The organism is Streptomyces sp. NPDC048734 (assembly GCF_043198675.1).
GTDB lineage: Bacteria > Actinomycetota > Actinomycetes > Streptomycetales > Streptomycetaceae > Streptomyces.
This window is the reverse complement of sequence record NZ_JBICUZ010000006.1, coordinates 466,197-490,036: the sequence shown is the minus strand read 5'-3', so window position 1 is coordinate 490,036 and position 23,840 is coordinate 466,197. Positions and strand designations below refer to the sequence as shown.

The window sequence follows — 23,840 nt, the reverse complement described above, 5'->3', positions numbered from 1 at the left end:
CGGACTGTATCCGATCATCGGTGGGCATGGTGCGCGGGTGGCTCAGGGGCCCTGGTGAGGGATTCGGTGGAGACGGGGAAGTCGAAGTAGGTCTCCGGGTGGGGTTCGGGCTTGAAGGTGTAGTGCCACCACTCCTCGGCGAGGTTGACGAACCCCTGCTCCTCGAGCGTGCTCTTCAGGAGCAGTCGGTTGGCTCGCTGTTCGCCCTGGACGCGCGGGTCGAGGGTGTGACTGAGAGTGTCGAAGCAGTCGAAACCGGTACCCATGTCGACGGAGTTGTCCGGGAAACGGTCGCGCTGTGGTGCGGAGCAGGGCACCAGAGGTTCACTGGGCACGTACGGCGCGGTCGGTCGGGCCGGCAGCCTGACGAGTGTGACGTCCAGGGTCGAGCCGCGGCTGTGACCGGATCTCTCGGCGATGTAACCGTCCTCGAAGAGGCGGGTCTTGTCGACGTCCGGGTAGAACTCCCTCTTCATGACCTGGTCGTCGAGGTCCTGGGCCCAGCGGACGAAGTGGTTCACGGCGCGCTGGGGGCGGTAGCAGTCGTAGACCTTGAGCGTGTAGCCCTGGCGCAGAAGCTTTGTCTGGGCCCTGTGCAGGGCTTGGGCGGCCGGCCGGGTGAGGATGCACAGCGGCTGGCGATAGCCGTCGATGCGTTCGCCGACGAAGTTGTGCGGGGTGACGTAGCGCATGTCCTGGAGGATCGTCCGGTCCACGGTCCACAGAGCGACGAAGGCCGCCGGGGCTCCAGGGGCGGGGGTCGCGCGGGCCGTGGCGGACGCGGTGGTCAGGGCCAGCAGGGCGGCGAGCGTGGTGACGGCACCGCGTACGGCGCTGGAAAGTCGTGTCATGCCCCTTGCGTCTATCAGGTCCCGGCCCCACGCGGGAAGACGATCGCACGCGGTTTGGCCGTGGGAGTCGGACCGTCCTGCCCTTTCCGGGGCGAGCCTGCCATTTTTCTGACAACCCATCAGGTTGCCTTCGAGCAGGAACTTCGTCTCGCGCGTACGAGAAGAACTCCGCCATGGGGGCGCTGAATCCGTACGCGCCTCACAGGCGGGGCACCGCCGAGGAGGTCGCCGCGTCCGCCCGGGCGTCGATCGCCGCGGCCGCCCATGAGGAGGCGGGCATCGGGCCCGAGGACCTTCCCCTCTCCGAGGTCTACGTCCTTCCCGCTGCCTTCTGAGCGGTCACCGGGCCGTGAGCGCCTGTTTTCGCGCAGCCTTCCCCCGGCGGGGAAGAAGAGCTTCGGACGGCTGGAGGAGGGCGAGGGGCGGCCCGAGCCCGCCACACGCGTGTGCCCCGTCCGGCGCCGCGGTCCGTACCCCGGCCGGCAGGGGTACGGACCGCGGCGCACGTCTCAGGTGGTGACGGTCCGGCGGCGGTCGGCGTCGTGGTCCATGGCGTGCTGGACGACACCGACCAGCACGTCCTTCACCGAGCCACGGTCGCGGGCGTCGCACAACAGCACCGGTACGGCGTCGTCGAGGTCGAGGGCGCGGCACACGTCCTCCACGGGGTACCGGGCCGCGCCCTCGAAGCAGTTGACGCCGATGAGGAAGGGGATGGAACGGCGCTCGAAGTAGTCGACGGCGGCGAAGCAGTCCTCCAGGCGGCGGGTGTCGGCCAGCACGACGGCGCCCAGCGCGCCCTCGGAGAGCTCGTCCCACATGAACCAGAACCGTTCCTGGCCGGGCGTGCCGAACAGGTACAGCACCAGGTCCTCGCGCAAGGTGATGCGTCCGAAGTCCATGGCGACCGTGGTGGTGTGCTTGCGCTCGACGCCCGTGGTGTCGTCGACCGGCCGGCCCGCCTCGGTGAGGAACTCCTCGGTGCGCAGCGGCCTGATCTCGCTGACGGCGCCGACGAGGGTGGTCTTGCCCACGCCGAAGCCACCTGCCACCAGGATCTTGAGCGTGACAGGCTCCACCGGGGGCTTGCCGCGCTCAGAACGCCCGAAGATCATCGGTTACTTCTCCTGCTCGATGGGGGTCGTGGGCGGCGGACCGTAGCCTCCGCCGCCGGGGGTCTCGATGACGAGCACGTCGTCGGGGCCGACGTCCACGGAGTCGCTGCCGCCGAGTCCGGCGACGGTGCCGTCCGCGCGTTCCACACGGTTGACGCCCAGTGCTCCGGGGGCGCCGCCCGCCATGCCGTAGGGAGGGACCCTGCGGTGCTGGGAGAGGGTGGAGACGGTCATCGGTTCGAGGAACCGGATGCGGCGTACGGCGCCGTCCCCGCCGCGCCATTCTCCCGCACCGCCGCTCCCCTGCCGGACGGCGAACTCGTCGAGCCGTACGGGAAGCCGCCACTCCAGGATCTCGGGATCGGTCAGGCGGGAGTTGGTCATGTGCGTCTGGACGACGCTCGCGCCGGGAAAACCGTCGCCCGCGCCTGATCCGGAGGCGACGGTCTCGTAGTACTGGTGGCGGGCGTTGCCGAAGGTGACGTTGTTCATCGTGCCGGAGCCTTCGGCCTGGACACCGAGGGCGGCGTAGAGGGCGCCGGTGATCGACTGGGAGGTCTCGACGTTGCCGGCGACCACGGCGGCGGGGGGTTCGGGTGCCAGCAGGGAGCCCCGCGGCACGATGACCCTGAGGGGGCGCAGGCAGCCGTCGTTGAGGGGGATGTCGTCCGCGACCAGGGTACGGAAGACGTACAGGACGGCCGCGTTGACGACGGCGTACGGGGCGTTGACGTTGGTCGCCTGTTGGGCCGACGTGCCCGTGAAGTCGATGGTCGCCGAGCGGTTCTCGCGGTCCACGCGCACGCGTACCCGGATGAAGGCACCGGCGTCGGTCTCGTAGGCGTACTCACCGTCGTCGAGGGCGTCGATGACGCGGCGCACGGCCTCCTCGGCGTTGTCCTGGACGTGCCGCATGTACGCCTGCACGACGTCGATCGAGAAGTCCTCGATCATGCGGGCGACTTCGTCGACGCCTTTCTGGTTGGCGGCGATCTGCGCGCGCAGGTCGGCGAGGTTGGTCGCGGGGTTGCGGGAGGGGTAGCGGGCCTCGGTGAGCAGGCGGAGGGTTTCCTTCTCACGGAGGCGGCCGTTCTCCGCGAGCAGCCAGTTGTCGAAGAGGACGCCTTCTTCGTCGATGGTGCGGCTGTCGGCCGGCATGGAGCCCGGGGCGATGCCACCGATCTCAGCGTGGTGGCCGCGGGAGGCGACGTAGAAGAGGATCCGCCGGCCACTCGCGGTGTCGCGATCACTCTCCGTGTCGCGGTCGCCACTCGCGTCGAAGACCGGAGTGATCACGGTGACGTCGGGCAGGTGGGTGCCGCCGTGGTAGGGGTCGTTGACGGCGTAGGTGTCGCCGGGGCGCATGGCGGGGCCGCGACGGCTGATGACCTCCTTGACGCTGGTTCCCATCGATCCCAGGTGGACGGGGATGTGGGGGGCGTTGGCCACCAGGTTTCCGTCGGGGTCGAAGAGCGCGCAGGAGAAGTCGAGGCGTTCCTTGATGTTGACGGACTGGGCCGTCGACTCCAGCCGGGCGCCCATCTGCTCGGCGATGGACATGAACAGGTTGTTGAACACCTCGAGGAGGACGGGGTCCACTTCCGTGTCCGGTCCGGAACTCTGCGTGATCGCCGTGCGTTCCAAGAGCAGATGCCCGTCGTGCGTGGTCGCAGCCCGCCAGCCGTCGTCCACGACGGTCGTCGCGCTGGTCTCGGTGATGATCGCCGGTCCGGTGACGATCTGGCCGGGAGGCAGGTTCTCCCGGCGGTGGAGGGGTACGTCGCGCCAGGCACCGTCGGTGTGGAGGCGGACGGTGCGGGGTGGTGCGGTGCGGCCTTCGTACGGGGCGAGGGCGGAGAGATCGGGGGGTTCGGTGATGCCGGTGCATTCCACGGAGAGCGCTTCCACGACGACCGGGCGGTCGAGCACGAAGGAGTACGTGGCGCGATGACGTTCTTCGAAGGCGGCCCGCATCGTGGCGGGGGCGGTCAGTTCGACGGTGAGGGTGGTGTCGGTACCGTCGTAACGCAGTTGGGCGCGGCGGGTGACCCGGACGCGGTCGTCGGGGACGTGCTCGGCTCGGAGTTCGGCGCGGGCCGCCGCCTCCAGGTCGTCGGCCGTCCTGAGGATCCGAGGCAGGGACGCGGCCTCCAGCGGCGCCTCCACGGACTGTTCGCGCATGACCGTGGTGTCGGCGAGGCCGATGCCGAGCGCGGACAGGACACCGGCCATGGGCGGCACGAGCACGGTGCGGATGCCGAGGGAGTCGGCGACCATGCAGGCGTGCTGACCGCCCGCGCCGCCGAAGGTGGTGAGGGCGTAGCGAGTGACGTCGTGGCCCTTCTGGACGGAGATCCGCTTCACCGCGTTGGCGATGTTGGCGACGGCGATCTGCAGGAACCCCTCGGCGACCTGCTCGGGCGTGCGGTCGTCGCCGACCGTCTCGCGGATCTCGCGCGCGAGTGCGGTGAAGCGGTCACGGACGAGTGCGTCGTCGAGGGGCTGGTCGCCCCCGGGGCCGAACACCTGTGGGAATTGGGTGGGCTGGATGCGGCCGAGCATCACATTTGCGTCGGTGACGGCGAGGGGGCCGCCGCCGCGGTAGGAGGCGGGGCCGGGGACCGCACCGGCCGAGTCCGGCCCCACGCGGTAGCGGGAACCGTCGAAGTGCAGGACGGAGCCGCCGCCGGCGGCGACGGTGTGGATGTCCAGCATGGGCGCGCGCAGGCGGACACCCGCGAGCTGCGTGGTGAAGACGCGTTCGTACGCGCCCGCGAAGTGGGAGACGTCGGTGGAGGTGCCGCCCATGTCGAAACCGATGACACGGTCGAAGCCGGCGAGCTGGGACATGCGTGCCATGCCCACGATGCCCCCTGCGGGCCCGGACAGGACGGCGTCCTTACCGCGGAACCGCCCCGCCTCGGCCAGGCCTCCGTTGGACTGCATGAACATCAGGCGCACATCGCGCAGTTCGTCGGCGACGTGCCGGACGTAGCGGCGCAGCACCGGCGAGAGGTAGGCGTCCACCACAGCCGTGTCCCCGCGCGGGACGACCTTCATGAGAGGGCTGACCTCGCTGGACAGCGAGATCTGCGGGAATCCGATGCGGGCGGCGAGTCGTCCCACGGCCTGCTCGTGGGCGGGATGGCGGTGACTGTGCATACAGACCACGGCGACGGCACGGACGCCGTCGTCGTAGGCCTGCCGCAGCGGTCCGGCGAGGGCGTCCAGGTCGGGGGCGCGCAGGACGGTGCCGTCGGCAGCGATGCGCTCGTCGACCTCGACGACCCGTTCGTAGAGGAGTTCCGGCAGGTCGATGCGGCGGGCGAAGATGTGGGGGCGGTTCTGGTAGGCGATGCGCAGGGCGTCGCGGAAGCCGCGGGTGACGACGAGGAGGGTGCGCTCGCCCGTGCGCTCCAGGAGGGCGTTGGTGGCGACGGTGGTGCCCATGCGCACCGCCTCGACGGGCTCGCACGCGTCGCCGAGCAGGGCGCGGACGCCGGCGACGGCCGCGTCGGCGTAGCGCGCCGGGTTGTCGGACAGCAGCTTGTGGGTGAGCAGTCGGCCGTCCGGGTGGCGCGCGACGACGTCCGTGAAGGTGCCGCCCCGGTCAACCCAGAACTGCCAGCCTGCCACGTCCTCACCTCGCTTCCACCCTGCTCACAGCGCTCGGAGGCCGTTGATCACGTCGCGCAGAATACTCTCGTCCGGCAGTTCGGCCGGGGGTACGGGCCGGTTCACGTGGACGAATTCCGCGTCCACGAGATCCCCGACGAGGACGCGTACCACCCCGATGGGCAGGTCGAGTCCGGAGGCGAGTTCGGCGACCGACTGGGGGGTGTCCCGGCACAGGCCCACGATGTCGACGTGTTCCGGGGACAGCGCGAGGTCCGCGTCCGGGTCGTCGGCCTGGGGTTCGGCCACGACGACCGCGATCAGGTCGAGACGGTGCTGGACCGCACTGGTGGTGCGGCCGCGCGTCATGGCGTACGGACGGACGACCGGTCCGGCCTCGTCGTCGAACCAGTGGCTGCTTCCCTGCCCGTCTGTCCTCATACCGTCCCACTACCCGCCGGCGGGCAGATCGGTGCGCGGGGCGGTACCCAGATGTACGCCGACGCGCTTCACCAGCAGCGTCATCTCGTACGCCACGAGTCCGACGTCCGAGTCGGCGTCCGCGAGGACGGCGAGGCAGCTGCCGTCGCCTGCGGCGGTGACGAACAGGAAGGCCTCGTCGAGTTCCACGACGGTCTGGCGGACGCTGCCGGCCTCGAAGTGGCGGCCGACACCCTTGGCGAGGCTGTGGAATCCGGAGGCCACAGCGGCCAGGTGCTCGCTGTCCTCCCGGCTCAGGTCTTTGGAGGCTCCCGTCGGCAGGCCGTCGCCGGAAAGTACGACGGCCTTGCGGATGCTGCCGACACGGTCGACGAGGTCGTCGAGGAGCCAGTTCAGTTCGCCGTTGTCGGTCGTGGTGTGGCCGGTCACCTTCGGTGCGGTCATCGACCGTCCCCCTTTGTCGTTCGTTGTGGTGCTGTGCCTCTGTGGGCATCGTCGTCCGCGGCGTTCTCCGCGCGGCCGCGCTGCCAGCCGCGCTGGAGCGAGGCCATGCGGCTGCGGACCTCGTCCGCGTCACGGTCGGCGGGGTCCGAGCGGTCCTGGGAGGGCCGCTCGGGGCCCTGCCGCAGCTGCGGGGCCAGGTTCGCCTGCCGTACGCGCCGGGGCAGGGCACCCGTACCGGAGCCGGTGTCATGAGCCGTGTTGCCAGGAGGCCCGGTGAAGTCCTCGGGACTGCCGGGCGCCGGTTCCTCAGCCTGGTGGGGCGGGTTGCGCGTGAGGTCGGCCGTCTCGTCCGGACCGGCGGGCCTTCGGCTGCGGCTCGGCGGGGCGGGTGGCTGCGCCGGCCGGCCGGCGCTGTCGCCGGAGCGCTCGGCGGCGCCGGTGCTCCGCGGTATCTGTGGCGTCGCGCCGCGGCGGCGGGAAGGCAGCGGGGCCGGGCCGTCCTGCTCCGGCCGCACTCCGAGCGGCCGCGACGGGGATTCTTCGCCCGTGCCCGTCTCCGCACCCGCGCGTCGGGACCGCTGGCCGGTGACCGGACGGCCGTGCGAGCTGACCAGCTTCGGGGTTCTCCGGTTCGGCAGGGGCACGGGGGCGGCCGGTTCGCCCGTCGCGGGACGGTCCGGGTCGCTCCGGACGTCGGTCGGCCGACGGCGCTGCTCGACGGCGTCGGGCAGCGGGCCGTCCGACGTGCGGGTGAGGGCGCGGCCGGCACGGAACAGGCCGCCCCGCTCGCCGCTGTCGTCGTCCAGGGGGGCCGGGAAGCCACCGAAGGCGTCCAGGTCGACCGGAGCCTCCAGTTCGACCGGGCCGTCCAGCAGCGCGGGCGTGCCGGGGAGCTGCACAGGCGTCTGGGCCAGCGCGGACCTGCGGCTCCTCGCGGGCTCCGCCTCCTTCGCAGGCCGGGGGCGGTCGAGGCGGAAGCCGATGCCGTTGGTGTCGGGGACGTCGTCGGTGAGCAGGGCGTCGGGGATGAAGACGACCGCGGTCGTGCCGCCGTACGGGGAGGGCTGCAGGGAGACGCGGACGTTCTGGCGCTGGGCGAGCCTGCTGACCACGAAGAGGCCCAGCCGGTCGGTGTCGGACAGTTCGAACTCCGGCGTCTCGGCGAGCCGGAGGTTGGCTTCCAGGAGCGCCTCGGGCGCCATGCCGAGGCCGCGGTCGTGGATCTCCAGCGTGAAGCCGTTGGCGACCCGGTCGCCGAGGACCTGGACGGCGGTGTGCGGCGGGGAGAACACGGTGGCGTTCTCCAGGAGCTCGGCAACGAGATGCGTGAGGTCGGCGACGGCGGGGCCGGTGACGGCGACACGAGGGAGGCGGCGGACCTCGATGCGTTCGTAGTCCTCGACCTCGGCGACGGCGGCGCGCACGATGTCCATCAGCTGGATGGGCTTGCGCCACTGCCGCGAGGGGGCGGCGCCGGAGAGGATCACCAGGCCCTCGGCGTGCCGTCGCATGCGGGTGGTGAGGTGGTCGAGGCGGAAGAGGTCGGCGAGTTCCTCGGTGTCCTCGGTGCGGCGCTCCATGGTGTCGAGCAGGGTGAGCTGCTTGTGCAGCAGGACCTGGCTTCGGCGGGCGAGGTTGACGAAGACCTCGGAGACGCCGGAGCGCAACTCGGCCTGTTTGACGGCGGCCTCGACCGCGGCGCGCTGAAGGGTGTTGAGGGCCTGGCCGACCTCGCCGATCTCGTTCTTGTCGTACTCCAGCCGCGGGGCTTCTGTCTCGACGTCGATCTGTTCGCCCGCGGAGAGGCGGCGCATGACGCTGGGCAGCCGTACGCCGGACGCCTCGTGCGCTTCCAGGCGCAGTTGACGCAGGTCGCGGATGAGCCCGCGGCCGATGCGCACGGACAGGACGAGGGAGACGAGCAGGGCGATGAGGCCGAAGACTCCGGCGACCACCGCCTTGACGATGACCTCGACTGCCACGGGGCGGACGCGGTCCTGGTAACGGTCGTTCGCCTGCTCGTCGAGCGTGCCGAGTTCATCGAGGACGTTCGCGACCGCGGTGTCCCAGGTCTTGGCGGTGACCCCGCGGGGCATCTCGCCGGGCTCGGTGGACGCGACCGCCTGTTCCGCCGTGCGCACGGGGGCGGTGGTGGCGTTCTTCCAGAAGCGCTCGTAGCGTTCGCGCTCCGCGACGGGCAGTTGGGCGAGGCTGATGTCGTAGACGACCTTGCGCTGGGCCTCGAGGTCGGAGACGTCACGGATCTCGTCCCGGGTGACCCGGCCCACGACCAGGGCGGAGCCGAGCAGGGCGTCCTCCCGGGAGAGCAGCTCACGGGCACGGGCGACGCTGACGAGGGCCCGGTACTGCTTGTCCATCTCCACGCTGTCGACGACGTCGAGCTTGGCCAGCAGCGTGTAACAGGGGTCGATCAGACGGTTGTAGAGGTCCAGCGCCTGGGCGCGGGTCACGGTTCCCTCTTCGACGCCGCGGCGCAGGGTGTCGACCCCGTCGAAGGCGTCGAGGACGGCCGTCAGACCCTCGGCATCGTCCTCGTCCAGTACCTCGCGTACGTCGGAGTCCTTGGCGTTCGCGCGGATCTCCGCGAGTGCCTCGTCGGTGGCGGTACGGGTGCGGCGCAGGGCGGACAACGCGTCGGAGGCGCGGGGGTCGGCGAGGTAGACCAGGGTCTGGCGGCGTTCCTGCTGGACGATTCGGACGGTGTCCTCGATGGGGTAGCCGACCTTCTCGACGAGGTTCGACACCGTGAACAGGCGGTTCGCCTCGCGGCCCGTGAGCACCGTGGCGAAGCCCCACAGGGCGGTCAGGGACACCAGCGGCACGAGCAGCAGCGCCACGATCTTCCGGCGGATCGACTTCCCGCGAAAGCGCATGGACTCCCCCAGCTCGAACCCCCACCGGCAGGGGGTACGCATGTGCGTCAACAAACGGCGCGAGCCTACTACCGACGCGCAGTTAACTCGAAGACACGTCCGGAATCTGAACGTCCGTATAGGTTTCGCGGCAGGGCGAGTTGTCCGTTCATTGCGGGAGATTGCCTCCCGGAACCAGTGCCTTCGAGCGGGACGGGATCCGACCGGCGCCGCGGTGGAGTTGGCCAGAATTTTTCGCAGTTCGGGAATCTTCGGGGCGGGTTGCGCGTCCTACTCATTGGGAATTGGGGACGGAATCGGCCACAGGAGCCGCATGCCGCACCCGGGCGGCGTAAAAGAGCGCAAGCCGGGCAGCCAATGGGGAGCCGGTTCTTGGAGCCGGGGGCAAGCGGTCTGCCGGCGGTGGGGAGTGACACGTTGATGGGCACGGCGGAGCGGCGCGAGGCGCCCGAGGACGGTACGGCGGCGCACGGTACGGCGCTGCGGGACCCCGAGGCACCGGATCGTGACATTCCGGTGAAGGGGCGCAGGGTGACGGAGCGAAGCGGCCCTCCGATGACCGTGGCGGCCGTCGGTGACGCGGCCGAGGACGTCCGGCACTCGGGGGCGGCCCGGGACGGTGGCACGTCCCACGCGGAGCGGGAGCGGTCGCGGTACCGGCCGTTGTGGGTGGAAGAGCCCGCCCGTCGTCGCCGGCTTCCCGACCCGGTTCGCAGGTCGGCGGTGCGGGCGGTACTGCTCATCGCTGTGACTCTGCTTCAGGCCATGGTCGCCTTCCTGTGCACACTGGCCGGATCCTGGCTGGCCTTCCCCATGGTCATCAGCAGCGTGGTCAGCATCGTGCTGGCCACCTGGGGCGCGCTGGACGTCTGGGTGACCCGCCAGGTGTGGAACCAGCGCAACGGCGTCGTGTCGACGCCGAGCAGCACCGCGCGAGCACTGCGCCGTGAGCGTCGCCGGGCGCGCCGGCAGGAGCGGACCGCCGAGCGTGCGCAGGAGCGGATACGTCGCCGGAGTGGCGGCGCCGGACGGTTGTCCCACTCCTGACGCCTGTAACCGATCGCACCGGACGTCCCCGACGCCCGAGCCCGACCTCACGAGGCGCATCGCTCAGCAGGCCTCCGGTCCGCAGCCGGGGCGATCGCGCCCGCCGTCGCATCACGACGGTCCCGGCGCCGTCCGTCCTTCCTCTCGGGCAAGTGCCGAACACGGCGGCGGTTTCCCCCGCCGCCGCTGCGCTACGGGGTGGTCGGTGCCGGGCGCTTGAACATCCTCGTCGCAGTGATCTCGCTGTGCCCCACCTCGCCGGAGGACGCTTGCGGCAGTCCCGGGCGGAGGTGCTCCTCCACGCTGATGTACTTCAGGCCGGCCCGGAGGTCGGCGTCGTTGCGCAGGCGGATGACCAGGGGGAACTCCGCCAGCGCCGTCGTGTCGAACAGGCCGGTGGTGTACAGGAGCTGCACACCGAGGGCGTCCGAGACCGCGCGCTGGAGCTCCAGCAGATAGGTCGCGTTGGCGCGGCCGATGGGGTTGTCGAGGAAGAGCGTGCCGGCGTGCCGATGTTTGTCACGGCCCCGGTCGTTGCTCCTGAGGGCCGCCATCGTGCAGTACAGGGCGATGGCGGCAGTGAGCAGCTGACCACCGGAGAAGACGTCGCCCATCTGGCCGACGGGCACCCGCTCGGCGCGCAGCACGGCGTCCGGCTTGAGGATCTCGACGGCGACCCCCTTGGGCTCGAGCGCCGCCCCGACGCCCCGCAGCAGCAGGGACATGCCGTCGCGCCGCAGGTCGGAGTTCTTCTTGACGGCGGCGCGGGTGGCCTCGTCGACGACTTCACCGAGCCGCTCGGTGAGAGTGGCCTGGTCGGGTTCCTCGAAGCGGATGCGCAGGAACTCCTGCCCGGACCACTCGCCGAGCCCTTCGGGCAGCCGGGACAGCCGCTGGGCGGACCGCAGGGTGGCGAGCGCGGACTCCACGAGGCCGCGCAACCGGTCCACGATCGAGTCACGATTGCGCTCCAGCTGCTCCAACTCGTCCGTGAGGACGCGGAGCCTGGGGGCGAAGGCGTCCGCCCACTTCTGGGCGTGCTCGGGCAGCGCGGCGGCGGGCAGTTCGCGGATCTGCTGCCGGGCAGGGGTGCGGACTTGTTCGTAACGGGTGGAGTTGGCGTGCCGGACGAGGATGTCGCTCGCCTCGCGGACCGCGGCCTCGGCGGCGGACAGATCGGCGGCACAGCCACGCAGGGACCGGCGGGCCTCGGCCGCGGACTGACGGGCCTCCTCCAGGGTGCCCGGGTAGGGCTCCGGCGCCTCCTGTTCCTCCTCGGGGGTGTGCTCGCGCAGCAGGTCGCGGAGCATGGCGGCGATCTCGTCGAAGCCGCCGGCCGCGTCCTCGGCGGCGCGGTGGGCGTCCAGCAAGTCGGTGTGCGCCTCCCGAGCCTGGGTCAACGCCTCGGTGCGGGAGGCCAGTTCGGCGGTGGCGGTGCGCAGCAGGGCCTGTGCGTGTTCGGCGTCGCGCGGCTCGAGCTCCTCGGGCAGCCGGGTGTGGGCGTCGCCGTCCTGTGGCGCGTGCCGTTCGGCCTCGCCGCGGAGCCGGCCGAGTTGCTCGCTCGCGCTGGACACGCGGGTCTCCAGGAGCTGGACCAGCTCCTCCGCGCGCGCGGCGGCTGCCTGGCGGGACGGCCCGTCGGAGCCGTCGGGTGACTGGAGCAGCTGCTCCGCGCGGGTGCGGACCTTGTTGCTCAGCCGGTCCAGCTCGGCCAGGGCCGCGCTCTCGTCGCTCTCCGCGCGGGCCTGTTCGGCTCGCAGGTCGGCGCCGACGCCCACCTTCTCGTACACCTGGGAAGCGGTCCGATAGGCCTCGCGCAGGGCGGGCAGGGACGCCTTGGGCGCGTCCGGCTCGTCCTCCGGTACGTCGTCGGGGGCGCCGGCGATCTCGGAGCGCTCGGCGCGCAGCGCACGGGCGGTGCGGCGGGAGTCGTCGGCGGCGCGCTGGGCGGCGCGGCGGTCCTCGTCTGCGGCGCGGGCGCGCTCCAGGCAGGCCTGGGCGCGGGCCTCGGACTCCGCTGCCTCGTCGGCGAGTTCACGCAGCTTGACCTGCCAGCCGGCGCGTTCGCGCAGCCGGAAGGCGAGGCCGGCGAGGGCGTCGGCGGCACGCCGGGCCTTCTGGGCGGTCTCCTGCCGCTCGTCGCGCAGTTGCGCGGCTTCGGCGGCCGCCTCGTCGGCCTCCGCGCGCACCGTCCGTGCCTCGTTCAGCTCGGCCTCGGTCTCCTCGGCGAAGGCTCGTGCCTCGTCGGCGGTCCGTGCCAGTTCGGTGAGCCGCCCGGCAGGGCAGCCGGTGCGCCAGGAGGCGAGCCGGGCCGCCAGTTCGCGGTCCCTGCCGAGCCGCGCCGCGAGCCGGCGGATCTCCTCGTCCCGCTCCGTGGCCCGCGCGCGCAGCGTCTGCCGTTCCTCGTCGGCGGCGTGTTCGTCGTGCATGGCCGGGTTCGGCGGTACGAGGAAGACGTCACGGGTGTCGGCGTCGGGTGCCGGGGTGGGGGCGAGGAGGGCGGCGGCGGTGCCGACGGCCACGGCGGACCGGGGCAGCAGCGCGGCCTCGCTGAGCGCTTCACGCGCGCGTGCGTGCGAGTCCGGGTCGGTGATGATGACGCCGTCGACCAGTTCCGGCCGGGCGGCGAGGACGCGCGCGTGGTCGACGGGGTCGACGGCCTGGGCGAGGTAGCGCCAGCCGGGCAGGGCGGGGATGCCGTGCTCGCCGAGGAACTCGACCGTCGCGAGCACGTCCGGGCCGGGCGGCAGGAGTCCGCCGTCGCCGAGCGCGCCGAGGATGCGGGAGTCGTCGGCGGCGGCGGTCCGCAGCTCGAACAGTTGCCGCTCGGCGGAGGAGACGGCGTCGTCGAGGAGTTCGCGCAGCTCCTCGGCGTAGCGGTCGAGGTCCTCGGGCGTGAGTCCGGTGCTCTCGGCCTCGCCCCCCTGGCGCGGCTGCGGGATGATCCGCGCGGTCGCGCCGCCGGTCAGGCCGAGGAGTTCGGCCAGCCGCTCCTCGCTCGCGAGACCCTCGGCGAGCCGGCGCTCGGCTTCGTACGACCGGGCCGCGGCCGTCGCCGCGTCCGCGGCCCGGGCCGCGGTCAGCTCGGCGCGGGACTCGGCCGAGGCGGCCTCGCGGGCGTGCTCGGCGGCTGCCCGCGAGGCCTCGCGGGCGGTGTCCCAGGCGGCCACGGCGCTCTTCTCGGCGTCGCTGGCGGCGAGGGCCGCGCGCGCGGGGTCGGCGTCGGGCGCGCTGTCGTCCAGCCAGCCGGCGCGGACCGCTTCGGCGGTCTCCTGCTCGACCTCGGTGAGGCGCTGGCGCAGGTGTCCGGCCTCGCTGCGGGCGCGCTGGGCCTCGGTGGCGGCGGAGGTGGCGTCCCGGTGGGCGGCCTCGCCGACGTCCTGGAGCGCCGCGGAGCGTTCCTCCTCCTCGTTGGCGAGGGTCTCGGCGCTCGCGGCGGCTGCGTGCAGGGCGCGGACGAGGTCGGCGGCGGCCTTGGCGCGGGCGGCCAGCGCCGGGGCGGCGTCCCGCTCGGCCTCCTGGATGGCGGCGGACACGCGCGCGACCCGGTCGGCGGCGGCGCGCTGCCGCAGGGAGACCTCGGCGGCCTGCCAGGCGGCGTGCAGGGTGCGTGCCTCGGCGAGTTCCCGTTTCTGCGCGGCGGCGGACTTCTCCGCGGAGGCGAGCGCCAAGGAGGCGTGCCGGAAGGCGAGTTCGGCGGCGATCAGCGCGCTGCGCTCACGGGCGCCCTCGGAGTGCGTGACGGCGTAGGCGGCGGCCGTGACCCGCTGGGCCAGGTCTGCGGCGCGGGCGCGCTCCCGCAGGCCACGTGCGGTGAGCCGGCGCGCGAGGGTGCGGGTGCGGCGCTCGGCACCGGCGTGGACGTCACGCGCGCGTGCCCGTGCGTCCGCGGCCTCGACGATGCGCCCAAGCAGGTCCACCGAGCCTGCGGTGAAGTCGCGTTCGGCGATCAGCTCGGCGCGCCGGCCCAGCTTGTTGCCGAAGCCGCCGACGAGGTCGGCGAGACCGTCGGTGTCCCGTGTGTCCGTCACCGCGCGCAGCAGCAGGTCGGTGAAGTCGGAGTCCTTCTTGACCGCGAAGAGGCCGGCGGCCTCACCCTCGTCGGCGTTCATCTCCCTCTGGTAGCGGAAGAGTTCGGGGTCCAGGCCCAGCTCGCCGAGGTGTTCGATCCACCGGTCGTGGATCTCCTCCCAGTGCACCTCCAGGTGCGGGTACGCCTTGCCCGCGTCGGTGAGCGCGTCCCGGAAGCCCTTCATGGTGCGCCGGCGGCCCCGCGCCCCCGACTGGCCCTCGACGGACGGCCGTACGGCGGTGGACTCGGCGACGGGAAGGTTGTCGAGGGTGAGGCCGGGGCCGGGGCGGAAGGAGTACCAGGCCTCGGCGAACTTCCTCGGGTCGTTGGACACCTGCCGGCCGCGCCACTCGCTGACCTTGCCGACGACCACGCACTCGCCGGTCAGGACATGCTGCCACTCCAGTGCGACATGACCGCAGTCGTCGGCGAGCAGGAACTTGCGCAGAACGCCGGAGCTGGCGCCGCCGAGGGTGTTGCGGTGGCCCGGCAGCATCACCGAGAAGATCAGCTTGAGCAGGACGGACTTGCCGCCGCCGTTCTCCAGGAAGAGCACGCCCGCGGGTGCGGGCCGGCGCGGCGGGCCGACGGGCTCGTCCTCGAAGAACTCCGCCTGCGTGGGCGCGGGATCGGGCACGACGTCGCCCACGCCTCGCAGGTCAAGCACGGTGTCGGCGTAGCGCGCACCGGCGGGCCCGATCGAGTAGAGGCGGACCCGGGACAGCTCGTACATGGCGGACTCTCGTAAGTCTTCGGAAGGTGCGGTGGATCGGTGTTTCGGGGAACTGCCCGGGCTCGGGGCTCCGTGGAGTCCCGGAAGCCGCGGGAGGTCCCGGCAGGCCTTGAGGGTTCGGGCGGCTTCAGGAGTGGAACGGCAGTCCCGCGTCGGCGACGAGCTCCAGGTCGTCGGACTCCTCGGGGGGCAGCAGGGTCGGTGTGCCGTCGGTGACCGGGACGACGCCCAGTTCCAGCAGCTCGGCCATGGCCGCGCTCCCCGCCATGTCGCGGACCTGGAGCTGGTAGCGGGCGGTGGTCCGGTACGTACCGCCGTTGTCGTCGCCGGTGCGCTGGAGGAACCCGGAGTCGGTGAGGAACACGACGGCCTTGCCGACGATGCCGGTCGTCGAACCGGCGAGCCGGCGGGCGTCCTTGGTGGCACCGGCGGCGCTGCGTCTGGCCCAGATGCGCCAGGCGGCTTCCAGGCCCGGGGCGTCGGTCGCGGGGTCGGTGTTCTCGCCCTGCTGTTCCGCCCGCTCCTCCAGCCGGCGGCAGGCCTGGCGCACGAAGGCGTCGACGCCGTTGACGCTGACCCGGCCGATGTAGCCGTCGTCGGCCAGGTCCTCGGGCCGGGGGAACGCCATCGCGGCGACGGCGAGGTGGGCCAGACCGTGCAGGAACCGGTCCCCGGAGTCGGTGGACGTACGCCGCGCGTAGTCGCCCATGCGGACGGCGAACACCGAGTCCTCGGCGGCGGTGACGGCCATTCCCGCGCGCGGGGACACCTCCAGCACGATCAGTCCCAGCCCGGTGGCCACGGCGTCCGCGAGCCGCGCGAACGGCGGGTCCTCGCGGTAGCGCCGCAGCAGGTCGGCGTACTCCTGGTCGCGCGCGGGCTGGAGTTTGGGCTGGAGCCCGAAGGCGACGAGCCGCGCCGCGTCGGCGGCGTCGGCGGGAGTGACGACGGCGGAGGCCGGCGCGGCGGCCTCGGGCTCACTCCGGTCGACGTGCTCGGTCACGGTTTCGGCTCCTTGCTGCGGGGGTGCGCGTTGGTGCGGGAGTGCTCGTTGGTGCGGAGGTGCTCGTTCTCACGGGGGTCGTGCGGGGACGCTCCCTCTTGTGCTGCGGTGGCCGGTTGGTGTTGTTCCGCTTCCGGATCCGGCTCGTGCCGCTTCGCTCGGCTTCGCTTCGCTTCGGGGACCGCCTCATGCCGCTTCCGTCCGGTCCGCGGCCATCCCCGCCGCGTCCAGCAGCGCCGTGCCCACGATCAGGTCGGCCCCGCCGAACTCCGGATCGTCCAGTTCGGTCCCGTCGTCGACGGCGAACAACAGCTTCTGCTCGCCCTGCCGATAGGCCGTGCCGACCGCCGGACTGGCCGCGTGCACCGCCAGCAGGGCCACCAGGTAGGGCAGTTCGGGATCTCGCCCGCGTGCTTGCGCGAGGAGGCCCGACAGCCGCCGCGGCGCGTCGGCGGGCAGGTCCAGCAGTTCCATCGCGGCGGCCAGCTGCTCCTCGCTGAACCGGCTGTCGTCGGGTGTCGCGATGAGGTCCGGCTCCGGCATCTCCGCGCCGAGGTGCTCCCGCTCCACCGGTGGCGTCAACAGCAGGTCGACGAGATCACCCACCCGGACGGACACCGGTGTCCGCAGTCCCGTCCCGTGCGCGAAGAACGCGTCGGTGACCCGGACCGCCTCCTCCAGCGGCAACGGCAGCAGGGGCGCGACGAGATGCCCGTAGAGGTCTGTTCCCGACGACGTCATGGGGGTGGCGAAGGCCTGCCGGTCCTGCTCGGCGCGGAACAGCGGTCCGGCCTCCAGCAGCCGGGACTGCAGTTGGGTGTGGCGGCGGATGCAGTCCTTGACGATGTCGACGAGTTCGGCGGCCCGCCGCTTGTTCTCCGCGTCCTCGATCTCGTCGCGGGCCTTGCGGATGTTGGTGAGGATCGCGTTCTCGTGGCGGTAGCGGTCGGCCACGTGGTCGAGGGCCTCGGCGATCATGTCGGGCACGGCGTTGAGCCAGTCCACCGCGCGGACGTTGCGCCGGGTCGCCTCCAGGGCCCGGCGCAGCGTTTCCGAGTACTGCACGGTCCGGTAGCGGGCCTGCTCGGCGGCGAGTTGGGCGTCGGCCAGGCGGCCGCGGCGGACGAGGACCTCGAGCTTGACCTCGGCGGCGATCTGCGCGCTGGTGACGTCGGTGTCGAGGGCGCCCACCAGGACGTTGACCGCCTCGTCCGTGGTACGGAGGTAGACCGCGCCGCCATAGCCGGGGACCTCCTCGAGGAGCTTGAAGTCGTAGTCGCGGCGGACGTAGGTGCCGTCCGGCGCGAAGGTGCCGTACACGGCGCGGAAGCCGCGGTCGACGCTGCCGACGTTGATCAGGTTCTCCAGGACCCAGCGGGCGACGCGCTCGTGTTCCTCGGCCGGTCTTTGGGGGGCCTGCGCGGCGATGCGCGGGATCAGACGGGCGACTATCTGGTCGTGGTCGGCGCCGGTGTCGAAGTCCATGTTCAGGGTGACCAGGTCGATCGCGGAGAGGGCGATCTCCGCCATGCCGTAGACCGAGTACTCACCGGCGAGGTTGGCCTTGCGTGCGTCGAGGTCGTGGATCGGCGCGGTGCAGGCGAGCGCGCGCAGCCGCCGCGCCAGTCCCTCGTCGGCGGCCGGGCCCGGCGCCGGGCGCGGCCCCGCGCTGAGCTGGGGCGGAACACGGTCCGTCGATGCAGGCGAAGTCACGGTGCACAGACTAGGTCCTCGGTCTGACATCGACCCAAACGGCGCAGAAGCTCCCCCCGTCACAGCGGCGCGAGACCGCCTGACACGAACGCCGGGACGCCCCGGCCACGGCTGCGACAGCGGCTGCGACTGCGACGGCGACGGCCCGCCAGAGCCGGAGCCCCGAGAACCACGGCCCACCGAGGCCACGCCCATCAAAGGCCACGGCCCGCCAAAGCCACAAGCCTCGAAGGCCCCCGCCAGAACCACAGCCCGCCGGAGCCGCAGCCGCCCAAGCCACGTCCGGTCGAGGCGCACTCCCCCAGAGCCGCCGGGCAGAGCCTCAGCCGCCTGCGGGGTCCTCACCCACCCGCCGCCGGTACACCTCGACGATCCGTTGCAGTGAGTCGGTGAGATACACGGCGAGCAGCTTCTCCGCCTCGTCCCGGCCACCGGCCTCGAGCGCCTGGAGGATCTGGCGGTTGCGGGCGAGGTAGGGCTCGTGCAGCCGGCGGGGGTCGTCGACGACGTGGAAGGCCAGACGCAGTTCGGCGAAGACGCTGCGCATCAGCTCGTCGGTGCGTTCGCTGCCCGCGAGGGCGACCAGTTCCCGGTGGAAGTGGATGTTGGCCGTACCCAACGCTTTCCAGTCACCTTCGCGCACCGCCCGCTGCCCCTCCCCGACGGCCTCGCCGAGGTTGCCGAGGGCGTACGGCGGCTCCCCCAGACCTCGTACGACGGCGCACTCGACGAGGGCGCGCGTGCGGTAGATGTCCTCGACGTCCTCGACGGTCAGGATCCTGACGAACACGCCCCGGTTCAGTTCGTGGACCAGCAGGCGTTCGTGGGTGAGCAGCCGGAACGCCTCGCGCAGGGTGTTGCGGGAGACGCCGAGGGCACCGCCGATGCTGTCCTCCGACAGGCGCGTCCCCGGCGGGAAATAGCCCTCGGCGACACGGCTCCTGAGGATGTCCGAGACGCGTTCGGCCGTACTGGTGCGGCCCAGGAGGGCGCGGTCGTCGGCCAGTCCCGCCAGCTGCTCTGCCATGCCCGGAATTCAACCGCAGACACCAGGACGAAACAACGGGGGTATTGAGGGATCGTTCAACAATCCTCTACCTTGCTGGACATCTTGCTCCGCACGGCACCACCTCCGCACGGCACCACCTCCGCACGGCACGGCTCAGCCCCAGCACCCTCCGTCACCCCTCTGCGAGGTGCCCCATGAGGACGCCCCCTCCACCGCAGGCCCCACCCACCGACGCCCGTCTCCCGGAAGCCGAACGAGCCGCCGAGGACGGTGCGCTGGGCTGGTTGCGCGCCCCGGGCCCGTGGGGCCGCCGCGCCTTCGCGGGCGCCTTCGGCGGCTATGCCCTGGACTCCTACGACTACTTCACGCTGCCGCTCAGCATGGTCGCGCTGGCCGCCCACTTCGGCCTGGACAGCGGTCAGACCGGCCTGTTCACCACCGTGACGCTGGTGGCCTCGGCGGTCGGCGGCGCCCTCGCGGGCGTCCTCGCCGACCGGATCGGCCGGGTCAGGGCCCTGATGATCACGGTCGCACCTACGCCGTCTTCACCGTGGCCTGCGGCTTCGCGCCCGCCTATGAGACGCTGCTGCTCTTCCGTTCCCTCCAGGGCCTCGGTTTCGGCGGCGAGTGGGCCGTCGGCGCGATCCTGGTCGCCGAGTACGCGAGCGCGCGGCACCGGGGCCGCACCCTGGGCGCGATCCAGAGCTCGTGGGCCGTCGGCTGGGGCCTGGCGGCGGTCGTGTACACACTGGTCTCCTCCCTCCTCGGCGACGACGTGGCCTGGCGCGTGATGTTCTGGACCGGCGCCCTGCCCGCCCTGCTCGTGGTGTGGATGCGGCGCCGCGTGCGGAACGCGCCCACGGCGGTCGCCGCGCGCGAGCGCACCGCCGGCAGGGATTCCTTCAGCGCGATCTTCCGTGGCCCCCTGCTGCGCACGACGGTCCTCGCGGGCCTGCTCTCCACGGGCGTCCAGGGCGGTTACCACACGCTGGCGACCTGGGCGCCGACGTACCTCAAGAGCGAGCGCGGGCTGTCGGTGGTCGACACGGGCGGCTATCTGACGTTCCTGATCTCCGGCGCCTTCCTCGGCCATCTGGCCGGCGGGCATCTCACCGACCGGCTGGGCCGGCGCCGCAACATCTGGCTGTTCGCCCTGCTGTCGGCGGTCTGCATCCTGGCGTACGCCAACATCCCGAGCGGCGCGGACACCCTGCTGCTGGTCCTCGGGTTCCCGCTCGGGTTCTGCATGTCGGCCATCCTCAGCGGTTTCGGGTCCTTCCTGAGCGAGCTGTACCCGGCGGCCGTGCGCGGGACGGGCCAGGGCTTCACTCACAACACCGGGCGTGCCGTCGGCGCCGTCTTCCCCACCACGGTCGGCTTCCTCGCCGACGGCTGGGGCGTGGGCGGGGCCCTGGTCTTCGGCGCGATCGGTTACGGCCTCGCGGCACTGGCGCTGCCGGGGCTGCCGGAGACGCGCGGAAGGGGCTGGAGTGAAGCGTCCGGTCACCGTGCGGGACCGCCCGGTGGCCCTCGTCGACGAGCACGCGCACGCGTGGAGCCCGACGATTGCCCGGTCCCGCTTCCGGGACGGCCTGACCGGCCCTATGGCAGGCGTCGCCGCGGGCCGCACCCAGGCCAACCTGATCTCGGTGCCCGCGGACTGGGCGTACGACATGCTCCGGTTCCGCCGGCGCCACCCCAAGCCCTGTCCGGTCCTGGACGTCACCGACGCCGGCTCCTGGACGACCGCCCTGGCCGAGGGCGCGGATCTGCGCACCGAACTGCCGCGCTACCGGGTGTGGCGGGACGGCGAGCTGGTGGACGAGCCGACGGAGGTGCGCGGGTACTGGCGGGACGACCTGGTGTCGTTCCTCATCGGGTGCAGCTTCACCTTCGGGTGGGCACTGACCGGGCGGGCGTGCCGGTCCGCCACGTCGAGCAGGGACGCAACGTCCCGATGTACGTGACGAGCCGTCAGTGCCGTCCGGCGGGGTGGCTGCGCGGCCCGCTGGTGGTGTCCATGCGGCCGGTGCCGCCGGATCACCTGGCGGCGGCGATCCGGGAGAGCGGTCTGCTCCCGGCGGTGGACGGCAGCCCCGTACACTGCGGCGATCCGTCGGGACTGGGCATCGCCGACCTCGGCCGCCCCGATTCCGGGGAACCGGTGGACGCCGGGCCGGACGACATCCCGGTGCTCCGGGCCTGCGGGGTGACCCCGCAGGCCGCGGTGACGGCCTCGCGCCCGCCGTTCGCCCTCACCCACGCACCGGGACAGATGTTCCTCACCGACGCCCGCGACGAGCAGTACCGCGTGGCCTGACCAGGAGACAGCATGATCGATCTCAACGCCGACCTCGGCGAGGGTTTCGGACGCTGGCAGCTGACGGACGACGAGCAACTGCTGTCCGTCGTGACCAGCGCCAACGTGGCCTGCGGCTTCCATGCCGGGGACGCGTCCACCATGCGGCGGGTGTGCGAGCTGGCTGCCGGGCGGGGGGTGACGATCGGCGCGCAGGTCTCCTACCGCGACCTCGCCGGGTTCGGGCGGCGCGCGATGGACGTGCCGCCCGCCGAACTGGCCGCCGAGGTGGCCTACCAGATCGGTGCCCTGGAGGTCTTCGCCCGCGCGGCGGGCGCCCGCGTGGCGTACGTCAAACCGCACGGCGCGCTCTACAACCGGGTCGTGCACGACGAGGAGCAGGCGGCGGCGGTGGTCGACGGCGTGCTCCTGGCCGACGCGACGCTGCCCGTGCTCGGGCTGCCGGGCTCGCGCCTGCTGGAACTGGCCGGGAAGGCGGGGCTGTCCGCCGTCACGGAGGCGTTCGCGGACCGCGCCTACACCGAGGAGGGCACGCTGGTGCCCCGGGGCCGGGACGGGGCCGTGATCACCGATGCGGACGCCGTCGTCGAGCGGTCGGTGAGCCTGGCCAGGCTCGGAGAGGTCACCTCCCGCGCGGGGTCGCGCATCGAGGTACGCGCGCGCTCCCTCTGCCTGCACGGCGACACGCCCGGCGCGGTGGAGCTGGCCCGCCGGGTCCGGCGGCGGCTGGAGGAGTCCGGTGTGCGCGTGGCGGCGTTCGCATGAGGGCGCTGCCCGTCGGCCGGGACGCCCTGCTCGTCGAGGTGGCCTCCGGTGCGGAGGTCCAAGCCCTCCACGCCGAGTTGCTGCGGCGCCGCGCGGAGGGCTCGCTGAGCGTGCGTGAGATCGTCCCGGCGGCCCGTACGGTCCTCCTCGACGGTCTGGCCGACCCGGCCCGCTGGGCCGCCGAACTGACCACGGCCGCCGTGCCGCCCGCTCCCCCGCGCACGGGTGGGGTGATCGAGCTGCCGGTGCGGTACGACGGCCCCGACCTGGCCGAGGTCGCCGCCCACTGGGGCGTACTCGCCCAGGAGGTGGCCCGCATCCACGCGGCCACCGAGTTCCGCGTCGCCTTCTGCGGCTTCGCACCCGGCTTCGGCTACCTCACGGGCCTGCCGCCGCGCTACGACGTCCCGCGCCGGGCGGCCCCGCGCACCGCCGTGCCGGCCGGGTCGGTGGCGCTGGCGGGCCCGTACACGGGGGTCTATCCGCGCTCCTCGCCGGGCGGCTGGCAGCTGATCGGGACCACGCCCGCCGTGCTGTGGGACCACGCGCGCGTGCCGGCCGCACTGCTGACACCGGGCACGCGCGTGCGCTTCGTCCCGGGGGACCGGGAGGGCGCGGCATGAACGTCCTCATGCCGGTACCACGTCGCCGCGGCGTCGACGGCCGGACAACGGTGCCACCCGGCCGCGGCGTCGACAGCCGGATACCGATGCCGCGCCGCTGCGGCGGGAGCGGCTCGATGCCGGTGCCGGTGCCGGTGCCACGTGACCGCGGCGGGAGTGCCCTCGCCGCCGCGCGCTGCCCGGCGCGCGCGGGCACCGGCCGAGGCCGGCCCGGCTCGCGGCCCACGGCCGGCTCCCTGCTCCGGCACGGCACGAGCCGCGCGCCCGGCCGCACCGCCGAGGGCACCAGCGTCGCCCACGCACGTGAGGGCGCCGTATGACGGACCGTGCGCTCGTCGTCGTCCGCGCCGGGGCGCTGACCACCGTGCAGGACCGGGGCCGCCCCGGCCACGCCCATCTCGGCGTGCCGCGCTCCGGAGCCCTGGACGCGCCCGCGGCGGCGCTCGGCAACCGGCTCGTCGGGAACCCGTCCGGGACGGCCGTCCTGGAGACGACCCTCGACGGCTGTGCCGTGCGCCCTCGGTGCGCGGTCACCGTGGCCGTCACCGGCGCTCCGTGCCGGGTCGTCGTGGACGGCCGGCCCGCCGCCTGGGGGACGCCCGTGCGGGTGCCCGCGGGAGCCGTCCTGGACGTCGGTCGGGCCGTCTGCGGCGTACGGAGCTATGTCGCCGTGGGCGGCGGCGTAGCCGTCGATCCCGTCCTCGGCAGCCGCTCGACGGACCTCCTCTCGGGCCTCGGTCCGGCACCCCTCACCGACGGCACGGTCCTGCCCCTGGGACGGGCGGGCGCGCCGTGCGCGCACGTGGACGTCGCCCCGCAGCCCGCGCCTCCGACCGAACTGGTCCTCCGGGTCACCCTGGGCCCGCGCGACGACTGGTTCACGCCCGAGGCGGTCCGGGTGTTCACCTCGCGCGCGTACCGGGTGTCCGCGGCGAGCAACCGCATCGGCCTGCGCACCGAGGGACCCGCGCTGGACCGGGCGGCGACGGGCGAACTCCCGAGCGAGGGAATGGTCCTGGGCGCCGTGCAGGTCCCGCCCGACGGCGGACCGGTGGTCTTCCTTGCGGACCACCCGACCACCGGGGGCTACCCGGTGGTCGGGGTCGTCCGCCCCTCCGACCTCCCGCACGCCGCCCAGGCGGCACCGGGCACCCCGGTCCGCTTCGTGGCGGTACGCAGTCGCTGACGCACCCCG

14 protein-coding genes and 3 pseudogenes are annotated in these 23,840 nt (G+C 72.9%); 7 read left to right on the top strand and 10 right to left on the bottom strand.

All coding sequences use genetic code 11. The annotated features are described in order from the left end of the window. Positions 1-14: 14 nt before the first annotated feature. Positions 15-851, bottom strand: coding sequence for a M15 family metallopeptidase (locus ACGFQC_RS19395; RefSeq protein WP_363091450.1), 837 nt, complete (start codon positions 849-851; stop codon positions 15-17). A 173-nt stretch (positions 852-1,024) separates the two neighbouring features. Here ACGFQC_RS19395 and ACGFQC_RS19390 point away from each other — a divergent pair, with 173 nt between their 5' ends. Further along, complete coding sequence (locus ACGFQC_RS19390) at positions 1,025-1,186, top strand: hypothetical protein (protein WP_363091461.1); 162 nt, start codon at positions 1,025-1,027, stop codon at positions 1,184-1,186. Positions 1,187-1,360: 174 nt separating this feature from the next. Here the strand turns inward: ACGFQC_RS19390 and ACGFQC_RS19385 are convergent, their stop codons facing one another. The 5 genes and pseudogenes from ACGFQC_RS19385 to ACGFQC_RS19365 all read right to left on the bottom strand — a co-directional run bounded on the left by ACGFQC_RS19385 (position 1,361) and on the right by ACGFQC_RS19365 (position 9,360). After that, positions 1,361-1,966 (bottom strand): ATP/GTP-binding protein, encoded by a 606-nt coding sequence (locus ACGFQC_RS19385; RefSeq protein WP_363091448.1) that lies wholly within the window; start codon positions 1,964-1,966, stop codon positions 1,361-1,363. Then, positions 1,947-5,602 (bottom strand): annotated as a pseudogene (locus ACGFQC_RS19380) (hydantoinase B/oxoprolinase family protein). The gene ACGFQC_RS19385 and the pseudogene ACGFQC_RS19380 overlap by 20 nt, the downstream one beginning before the upstream one ends. A gap of 24 nt (positions 5,603-5,626) precedes the next feature. After that, complete coding sequence (locus tag ACGFQC_RS19375; protein WP_363091447.1) at positions 5,627-6,022, bottom strand: DUF742 domain-containing protein; 396 nt, start codon at positions 6,020-6,022, stop codon at positions 5,627-5,629. Between the two features lie 9 nt (positions 6,023-6,031). Beyond that, positions 6,032-6,466, bottom strand: a complete 435-nt coding sequence (locus tag ACGFQC_RS19370; RefSeq protein WP_363091446.1) for a roadblock/LC7 domain-containing protein — start codon at positions 6,464-6,466, stop codon at positions 6,032-6,034. Beyond that, positions 6,463-9,360 (bottom strand): nitrate- and nitrite sensing domain-containing protein, encoded by a 2,898-nt coding sequence (locus ACGFQC_RS19365; protein ID WP_363091460.1) that lies wholly within the window; start codon positions 9,358-9,360, stop codon positions 6,463-6,465. The genes ACGFQC_RS19370 and ACGFQC_RS19365 overlap by 4 nt, the downstream gene beginning before the upstream one ends. Before the next feature lie 420 nt (positions 9,361-9,780). On the opposite strand from ACGFQC_RS19365, the gene ACGFQC_RS19360 reads away from it, so the two are divergent. After that, on the top strand, positions 9,781-10,407 hold the full coding sequence (locus ACGFQC_RS19360; RefSeq protein WP_363091445.1) for a hypothetical protein: 627 nt from the start codon (positions 9,781-9,783) through the stop codon (positions 10,405-10,407). A gap of 191 nt (positions 10,408-10,598) precedes the next feature. On the opposite strand, the gene ACGFQC_RS19355 is transcribed toward ACGFQC_RS19360, so the two are convergent. The 4 genes from ACGFQC_RS19355 to ACGFQC_RS19340 form a co-directional block, all read right to left on the bottom strand. Next, positions 10,599-15,212 (bottom strand): hypothetical protein, encoded by a 4,614-nt coding sequence (locus ACGFQC_RS19355; RefSeq protein ID WP_363091444.1) that lies wholly within the window; start codon positions 15,210-15,212, stop codon positions 10,599-10,601. Positions 15,213-15,339: 127 nt separating this feature from the next. Then, complete coding sequence (locus tag ACGFQC_RS19350; RefSeq protein ID WP_363091443.1) at positions 15,340-16,215, bottom strand: hypothetical protein; 876 nt, start codon at positions 16,213-16,215, stop codon at positions 15,340-15,342. A 186-nt stretch (positions 16,216-16,401) separates the two neighbouring features. Further along, entirely contained in the window at positions 16,402-17,928 is a 1,527-nt protein-coding gene (locus ACGFQC_RS19345; protein ID WP_363091442.1) for a hypothetical protein, read from the bottom strand. A 322-nt stretch (positions 17,929-18,250) separates the two neighbouring features. Continuing rightward, complete coding sequence (locus ACGFQC_RS19340) at positions 18,251-18,955, bottom strand: GntR family transcriptional regulator (protein WP_363091441.1); 705 nt, start codon at positions 18,953-18,955, stop codon at positions 18,251-18,253. A 176-nt stretch (positions 18,956-19,131) separates the two neighbouring features. Here ACGFQC_RS19340 and ACGFQC_RS19335 point away from each other — a divergent pair. From ACGFQC_RS19335 to ACGFQC_RS19315, 5 genes and pseudogenes are all read left to right on the top strand, one after another. Continuing rightward, positions 19,132-20,420 (top strand): annotated as a pseudogene (locus ACGFQC_RS19335) (MFS transporter); the annotation flags it as partial. A gap of 7 nt (positions 20,421-20,427) precedes the next feature. Continuing rightward, positions 20,428-21,257, top strand: a pseudogene (locus tag ACGFQC_RS19330) (putative hydro-lyase). A gap of 12 nt (positions 21,258-21,269) precedes the next feature. Continuing rightward, positions 21,270-22,022, top strand: a complete 753-nt coding sequence (locus tag ACGFQC_RS19325; protein ID WP_363091440.1) for a 5-oxoprolinase subunit PxpA — start codon at positions 21,270-21,272, stop codon at positions 22,020-22,022. Next, a complete protein-coding gene (locus ACGFQC_RS19320) occupies positions 22,019-22,645 on the top strand; it encodes an allophanate hydrolase subunit 1 (RefSeq protein ID WP_363091459.1) in 627 nt (208 codons plus the stop codon). Before ACGFQC_RS19325 ends, ACGFQC_RS19320 begins: the two co-directional genes overlap by 4 nt. Positions 22,646-22,961: 316 nt before the next feature. Beyond that, positions 22,962-23,831, top strand: coding sequence for a biotin-dependent carboxyltransferase family protein (locus tag ACGFQC_RS19315; RefSeq protein ID WP_363091439.1), 870 nt, complete (start codon positions 22,962-22,964; stop codon positions 23,829-23,831). The last annotated feature ends 9 nt before the right edge of the window (positions 23,832-23,840 follow it).